This is a genomic window from Rhodococcus sp. NPDC060084 (assembly GCF_042730335.1).
In the GTDB taxonomy this organism is placed as follows: Bacteria; Actinomycetota; Actinomycetes; order Mycobacteriales; family Mycobacteriaceae; genus Rhodococcus.
Genome location: NZ_JBHWWX010000022.1, coordinates 56,761 through 63,739, shown reverse-complemented (window position 1 = coordinate 63,739; position 6,979 = coordinate 56,761). Strand labels below are relative to the sequence as shown.

At 67.7% G+C, this 6,979-nt stretch carries 8 protein-coding genes; 2 read left to right on the top strand and 6 right to left on the bottom strand.

Annotated elements, in window-relative coordinates:
• Positions 1-67: 67 nt before the first annotated feature.
• Genes ACFWBU_RS13365 through ACFWBU_RS13340 form a run of 6 tightly spaced genes read right to left on the bottom strand, consistent with a single transcriptional unit; the run spans position 68 to position 5,035 of the window.
• Entirely contained in the window at positions 68-1,198 is a 1,131-nt protein-coding gene (locus tag ACFWBU_RS13365) for an acyl-CoA dehydrogenase family protein (protein WP_378528471.1), read from the bottom strand.
• 1 nt (position 1,199) lies between these two features.
• Complete coding sequence (locus ACFWBU_RS13360) at positions 1,200-2,444, bottom strand: acyl-CoA dehydrogenase family protein (RefSeq protein ID WP_169652020.1); 1,245 nt, start codon at positions 2,442-2,444, stop codon at positions 1,200-1,202.
• A 44-nt stretch (positions 2,445-2,488) separates the two neighbouring features.
• Positions 2,489-3,673: a lipid-transfer protein gene (locus tag ACFWBU_RS13355; protein ID WP_169623119.1), complete on the bottom strand. Its 1,185-nt coding sequence runs from the start codon at positions 3,671-3,673 to the stop codon at positions 2,489-2,491.
• A complete protein-coding gene (locus ACFWBU_RS13350; protein WP_169623120.1) occupies positions 3,670-4,080 on the bottom strand; it encodes a MaoC/PaaZ C-terminal domain-containing protein in 411 nt (136 codons plus the stop codon). The genes ACFWBU_RS13355 and ACFWBU_RS13350 overlap by 4 nt, the downstream gene beginning before the upstream one ends.
• A complete protein-coding gene (locus ACFWBU_RS13345; protein WP_378528470.1) occupies positions 4,077-4,484 on the bottom strand; it encodes a Zn-ribbon domain-containing OB-fold protein in 408 nt (135 codons plus the stop codon). Before ACFWBU_RS13345 ends, ACFWBU_RS13350 begins: the two co-directional genes overlap by 4 nt.
• Positions 4,484-5,035: a MaoC family dehydratase N-terminal domain-containing protein gene (locus tag ACFWBU_RS13340; RefSeq protein ID WP_296550251.1), complete on the bottom strand. Its 552-nt coding sequence runs from the start codon at positions 5,033-5,035 to the stop codon at positions 4,484-4,486. Before ACFWBU_RS13340 ends, ACFWBU_RS13345 begins: the two co-directional genes overlap by 1 nt.
• A gap of 226 nt (positions 5,036-5,261) precedes the next feature.
• On the opposite strand from ACFWBU_RS13340, the gene ACFWBU_RS13335 reads away from it, so the two are divergent.
• Positions 5,262-6,038, top strand: coding sequence for an SDR family oxidoreductase (locus tag ACFWBU_RS13335; protein WP_378528469.1), 777 nt, complete (start codon positions 5,262-5,264; stop codon positions 6,036-6,038).
• A complete protein-coding gene (locus ACFWBU_RS13330; RefSeq protein ID WP_169623124.1) occupies positions 6,035-6,949 on the top strand; it encodes an SDR family oxidoreductase in 915 nt (304 codons plus the stop codon). The genes ACFWBU_RS13335 and ACFWBU_RS13330 overlap by 4 nt, the downstream gene beginning before the upstream one ends.
• The last annotated feature ends 30 nt before the right edge of the window (positions 6,950-6,979 follow it).

Genomic DNA, 6,979 nt, shown 5'->3' with positions numbered 1-6,979 from the left:
GCCCCGCCGGCCGCGGATGCGGTGGGCGGGGCTTCGGCGCGTCGAGCGGCGACGTGACCGGGCAGGTCTACCCGGCGGCGCCGATCGACGGCGCGCGGTCGAGGATGTCGCCGAGTGCGGCGGCGCTGGCGTCCGCGCCACCGAGCGTGAAGGCCAACTGGCGCCCCCACAGGAAGTAGCGGTGGATGGGGTAGTCGATGTCGGCACCGATCCCGCCGTGCAGATGCTGAGCCGTCAGGCCGACACGAATGCCGCCGCGCGCCGCCCACCACTTCGCGACGAGCACTGCGGCGTCCGCCTCCTCTTCGCGCCCGGTGTCGATGAGCCACGCGGCGCGGCGCATCGTCAGACGAATGGCCTCGGTGTCGATGTAGGCGTCCGCCGCGCGCACCGCAACGGCCTGGTTCGTCGACAACGGCCGCCCGAACTGCATGCGCTCGGAGGTGTACGCCGCGGTCATGCGCAGCGATTCCTCACACACGCCGAGCTGGAGCGCTGCGATGGCGAGACGGATCCGTCGACGTGTCCACTCGGCGATCTGCGTGCCGTCACCGGGTAGAACGTCTGCGGCCGCGACGACGACATCGTCGAAGCGAAGGGCCGCGTCGGCGGTTTGTCCGGTCACGGACACGGGCGTGACCGTCAGGCCCGGCGCGACGGCGGATGCCACGACGACGGCGACGGACTCGTCGTCGCACCGGACGGGGACCACCACTCCGGCTGCGCCGGGCGCCCAGGGGACGGACGGAATCTCGCCGCTGATCACCAGGTCGTCGCCCTTGCGGATCGCGGTCAGCGCCGCGCTCTCACCGGGGTTGCCGTCGAATGCGCCGGTGAGGACGATCGACCCGTCAACGATCCCGGGGACGTAACGCTCGACCTGTTCGGGTGTGCCGAACCGAGCGAGGGGCAGAGCAGCGCCGGCTACGACGGACCAGACCGGCACCGGCGCGACGCGACGGCCCTGCTGCTGCAGGATCGTCGTCAAACCGAGCATGCCCATGTCCGCGCCTCCGGCGGATTCGGGCAGGGCGAGGCCCAGCAGTCCGGAGTCGGCGAGTGCCTTCCACAGTGTGGCGTCGAAGCCACCCTCGGTCCGTTCCACCTCGACTACCCGTTCGACCGTTGCCAGCGCACCGAAGACCTGCGAGGCAAGGTCCTCGACGGCGATCAGGTCGTCATCGAGCTCGAATTCCATGTCAGCTCCTCGTCTCTGACGGCGTCACGGCCGTTGTCGCTGCCCGCTCCGGCGCTTTGGCTTCGGGGCGCCGACGGGCGCCCAGGGTCATACCGAGTGTCTTGGCTGCCACGATCTCGCGCAGGACCTCGTTGGTGCCGCCACCGAAGGTGTTGTTCTGCGCACGACGGGCGAGCGACTCGACACGGCCCTCGACCACGGCACCGTGGCTGCCCGGACGCAGCAGACCGCGGGCACCGAGCACTTCCTGCAACATGCCGTACGCGGTGACGACGCCTTCGGTGCCGAAGATCTTCGCCGCCGCGGAGTCACCGCCGCCGAGGGTGTTGGCAGCGATATCCGACACCAAGCGCAGGTTCACGAGATCGGCGGCCGACAGCAGTGCGTAGACCTCCGCCAGCGTCTTGCGGACCCACGGGACGTCGAACAGCACACCCGGTCCGACGGGCTCCTGCTTGGCCCACGCGAGTACTTCGTCGTACATCTCGTTGGCGATACCGCCGCGCGCGGCCAGGGCGACCCGCTCGTGGTTGAGCTGGCTGGTGATCAGTGTCCATCCCTGGTTCACTCCGCCGACCACGTTGCTCAGCGGCACCCGGATGTCCTCGTAGTAGGTGACCGCGGTGCTGATGCCGCCGACGGTCTTGATCTCGGTAGCCGAGAACCCCGGGGACGAGGTGGGCACCAGCACGACCGAGATGCCCTTGTGGCGGGGCGCGTCGGGATCGGTACGCACGGCGAGCCAGATCCAGTCCGCGAAGATCGCGGAGCTGGTGAAGAGCTTGGTGCCGTTGATCACGAGTTCGTCGCCGTCGATGCGCGCACGTGTCTGCAGCGCCGCGAGGTCGGTTCCGGCACCGGGTTCGGTGTACCCGATGGCGAATTTCAGCTCGCCGGTGAGGATCTTGGGAAGGAAGTAGTCCTTGTGTTCCTGGCTCCCGTACTTCATCAGGGCCGGTGCCACCGTGTTGAGCGTGACCAGCGAGACCGGGGCGCCCGCGCGGATCGTCTCGTCGTAGAAGACGTAGAGAGCCTCGGGGTCCTCACCGCGTCCGCCGTACTCCTCGGGCCAGCCGAGTCCGAGCCAGCCGTCGCTGCCCATCTGCCGGTAGATCCGGTCGAAGACCGGGCCGCCCTCGGTCTGGTCGACCAGGGCCCTGCGATCCTCGTCGTTGATGATGCGGGCGAAGTACTCCCGCAGTTCGGTGCGTAGCCGCCGTGACTTGTCGGACAGCTCGGGATGCATGTGGTCTCCTGAGAAGTGGTCGGATGGCGTGGGAGCGGCGCGGTTCAGCGATCCGTCGACAGCACGATCGCGCTGTGCGGAACCGGCGAGCCACCCGTGACGAGGACGTTGTTCAGCACCTTGGTGGGCTGGTTGACCGAAGTGCCGCGGATGAGCCGCACGCCTTCGGCGATTCCGTTGACGCCGTGGATGTAGCCTTCGCCGAGCTGCCCTCCGTGGGTGTTGACCGGCAGGCGGCCGTCCACCTCGAGGTTGCCCTCGGCGACGAAGTCCTTGGCCTCGCCGCGACCGCAGAAGCCGTACTCCTCGAGTTGCAGCAGCACCATGGGAGTGAACGCGTCGTACAGGATCGCGGCGTCGATGTCGTCCGGGCCGATACCGGCCTGTGCCCACATCTGCTTGGCGACCAGTTCGACCTCGGGCATCACGTCGATGTCGTCACGGTAGTAACTGCTCATCGAGATCTGCTGCGGGCCGACACCTTGCGCGGCACCGGTGATGACGGCCGGAGGATGCGGCAGTGAGCGTGCGCGTTCGGCGCTCACGATGACCAGTGCCTGGCCCCCGTCGCTCTCCTGACAGCAATCCAGCAGTCGCAGCGGGTCGGCGAGCATCCTCGAGTTCTGGTGGTCGTCGAGGGTGATGGGCCGCTCGTAGAACCACGCCTTCGGGTTGGTGGCGGCGTGCTTGCGCGACAGTACCGAGACGCGACCGAAGTCGGCGCTCGTCGCGCCGTAGCGCTGCATGTACCGGCGCGCCAGGAATGCTTCCTGCTGGGCAGGGGTGAGCAGACCGTACGGATTGATCCAGTTGCGGTATTCCTGATCGGTGCTCGAGTTGTAGGCGAACGGCGGTGGGCCGGAGCCGAATCGATGGCCCGAGCGCTCGTTGAACGCGCGGTAGACCACGACGACCTCGGCGACGCCGGTCGCGACGGCCATCGCGGCCTGCTGGACGGGTGCGCAGGCACCGCCGCCACCGTGGGGGATGCGGCTGAAGAACTTCAGTTCCGGGATGCCGAGCGCGCGGGCCACGGCGATCTCGGGGTTCGTCTCCATGGTGAAGAGTGCGAAGCCGTCGACTTCTTCGACGCCGATCTGCGCATCTGCGAGCGCGGCCACCACGGCCTCGCACGCGAGTTGCCACTCGCTGCGACCGGAGTTCTTCGAGAACTCGGTGGCTCCGATGCCGGCGATCGCGGCAGCTCCGGAAAAGCCCTGCACGGTCATGGAGTCTTCCTCTCGTACGGCTCCACGACGACCTCCGCGGTGACGTGGACGCCCTTGCTGTTGCGGCCCTGCACTTTCACGGTGACGGTGCGGTCCTCGACCGCGACCACCTCGCCGCTCATCTGCAGCGGGTCGCCCGGGAAGGCGGGGACGCCCAGGCGCAGCGAGGCACGGCGTATGCGTGCCCCCGGCCCGGTCCAATCGGTGATGTAGCGGTCGACGAAACCGTTCGTCGCATTGATGCTCATGAAGACATCGGGTGTTCCGCGCCGTTGTGCGGCCCCGGCATCGTGGTGTACGTCCTCGAAGTCCTGCGATGCGATCGCGGTCGCGGCGATGGTGGAGCGGTCGAGGGGCAGTTCGAGCCCGGGAAGGGACTGCCCGACAGCGCATTCGGAGAGATTCACGATGCGTCTCCCACCTTGCGCAGCTGCGGGAGGATCTCACCGTGAGCGTGTTCGGCGAAACCCACCTCGAGTTCCATGCCGAGTTCGAGGCTGTCGTGGTCCACGCCCGCGATGTCGGCCACGATGCGGATGCCTTCGTCGAGGTCGATCAGTCCGACGGCAAGGGGGTATTCGAACGCCGGGTCCTGCGGGTGATGAATGATGGTCCAGCTGTGTAGGGTTCCGCGGCGCGATGATTCGACGGAGTCCCACTCGAACGACCGGCACACGGGGCATGCCGGGCCGGGCGGGTGCCGGAGGGTGTGGCAGTCGCTGCACCGCTGGATCTCGAGCCTGCCTTCGCGGACCGCGTTGAACCAGAACTCGTTGTCCTGAGTGATGGTGAGTCTGGGGACGGTGGTCATCACGCCTCCTTGGGGGTGTTCGGATTGAACCGGAGCATCCGGAAACGCTCCTCGGCGACGAGTTCGCCGTGCTGGTCCTCGTAGCGCTTGTACAACGTGAAGAAGCGACCGTCGCCGAGACCCGTTCGCTTGACGGGAGATACGGATTCGATCGTCAGGTGGGCGGTGATGTGGTCCCCGGGAACGAGTTCGCGGTGGTATTCCTGTTCGACGTTCGTGGCCACGACGGACGTGAGGCCTTCGCTGTCGAGTTCGGCAAGCATCCTCGAGTACGCGAAGTCCTCCACGATTCCTGCGGCGCGCTTGCGGTGCACCTCACGCCACCGGCGGTACCCCGCCATCACCCAGGTGGAGATCATCGCGGGAGGGCACACCACGGAGTCGCGACCGGTGGCGCGGGCCGCGTCGGCGTCGACATAGATCGGATTGAAGTCGTCGTGGGCTTCGACCCAGTTGCGGATCATCGCCTCGTCGACCGCGTACCGGGCGACCCGGGGCGGCTCGGCCACCTGGCCGACGTACTTCTCGTAATCATGCTCGACCGTCTGCATGGCCCCAATCACCTTCTCTTCGGCACACCCCACTCGGACGCCACGCTAAGTGCGGTCCCGAGCCGGTGTCGCCCGATTCCCACTGAGCAGGAGCCGGGCGTGGTCGAGCCCGGCGACGGATACCAAACCAAGCGATTGCTTGGTAAGTTGGGCGGGCGGCCCGCCGGTGGGCCGGACGAATCGACCTCGGTCGCCGCGGGCGACCACACGGACGCGGAGGCAGTGAATGGATCTGGGACTGGACGGCACGGTCGTGCTGGTGACCGGAGGCGTCCGCGGCGTCGGTGCGGGGATCACCCGAACGTTTCTCCGCGCCGGAGCGACCGTGGTGACGTGCGCACGCAACGAGGGCGAGCATCCCGTGGAGGCGGACGGCCGGACGGCGGAGTTTCTCGCCTGCGACGTGCGCGACCCGGATCGGGTGGGCCGGTTGATGGACGAGATCGTCGCAAGGCACGGCAGGCTCGACACCCTCGTCAACAACGCCGGCGGTTCGCCTTATGCGCTCGCTGCAGACGCCAGCCCGAAGTTCCACGCCAAGATCGTCGAGCTCAACCTGCTTGCGCCGTTGCTCGTCGCGCAGGCCGCGAACGCGGTGATGCAGACCCAGGACGCGGGTGGATCCATCGTCAACATCTCCAGCGTGAGCGGTTCCAGGCCGTCACCGGGTACCGCGGCCTACGGTGCCGCGAAGGCCGGAATCGACAGTCTCGGCCAATCCCTCGCGGTGGAATGGGCACCGAAGGTGCGCGTGAATTCGGTGGTGGTCGGGATGGTCGACACGGAGCAGTCGCACCTGTTCTACGGTGACGACGAGGGTGTTGCCGCCGTCGGCGCCACGGTGCCGCTCGGTCGCCTCTCCACTCCCGACGACATCGGTCACTGCGCAGCATTTCTGGCATCCCCGCTGGCGGCATACGTCAGCGGATCGACACTGACCGTCCACGGCGGCGGCGAACGCCCTGCCTACATGGCAGCGGCCCGAACGAAGGAGACAAAGTGAGTGGACTGCTGGACGGACGCGTCGCGATCGTGACGGGCGCGGGCCGGGGAATCGGCCGCGCCCACGCGCTGGCCCTCGCCGCGGAAGGTGCGAAGGTCGTCGTCAACGACATCGGTGCCGGCATCGACGGCGCCGCGACCGGAGAATCACCCGCGGAGCAGGTCGTCGAGGAAATCCGTTCTCTCGGTGGTGAGGCCGTCGTCAACGGCGACGACGTGGCCGACTGGGCCGGCGCGGAGAATCTCGTCAAGACGGCGCTCGACAACTTCGGGCGGCTCGACGTACTGGTCAACAACGCAGGCTTCCTGCGCGACCGCATGCTCGCGAACATGAGCGAAGAAGAGTGGGACGCGGTGATCCGCGTACATCTCAAGGGGCATTTCGCGCCCATGCGCCACGCCATGTCGTACTGGCGTGCCGAGTCCAAGGCCGGCAACCCGGTCGACGCGCGCATCATCAACACGAGTTCGGGCGCGGGCCTGATGGGCAGCATCGGCCAGGGCAACTACGCCGCTGCCAAGGCGGGTATCGCCGCACTCACGATTCAGGCCGCGGCCGAGTTCGGTCGTTACGGGGTCACCGTCAACGCCATCGCCCCGTCCGCACGCACCCGCATGACGGTCGGGGCCGGCGGTGCGATGGCCGAGATGATGGCCGCGCCGGAAGAAGGATTCGATGCGATGGCGGCGGAGAACATCTCGCCGATCGTCGTGTGGCTCGGCAGCACCGAATCGAAGGACGTCACAGGCCGCGTGTTCGAGGTCGAGGGCGGAAAGGTGTCCATCGCGGACGGCTGGCGTCACGGCGAGGTCGTCGACAAGGGTGACCGCTGGGATCCCAAGGAACTCGGACCGGTCGTGGACAAGCTCCTCGCGTCCACCGAGGCACCGACGCCGGTGTACGGAGCCTGACAGAAAAGATGCGCGCTTCCGGTAGCGAGA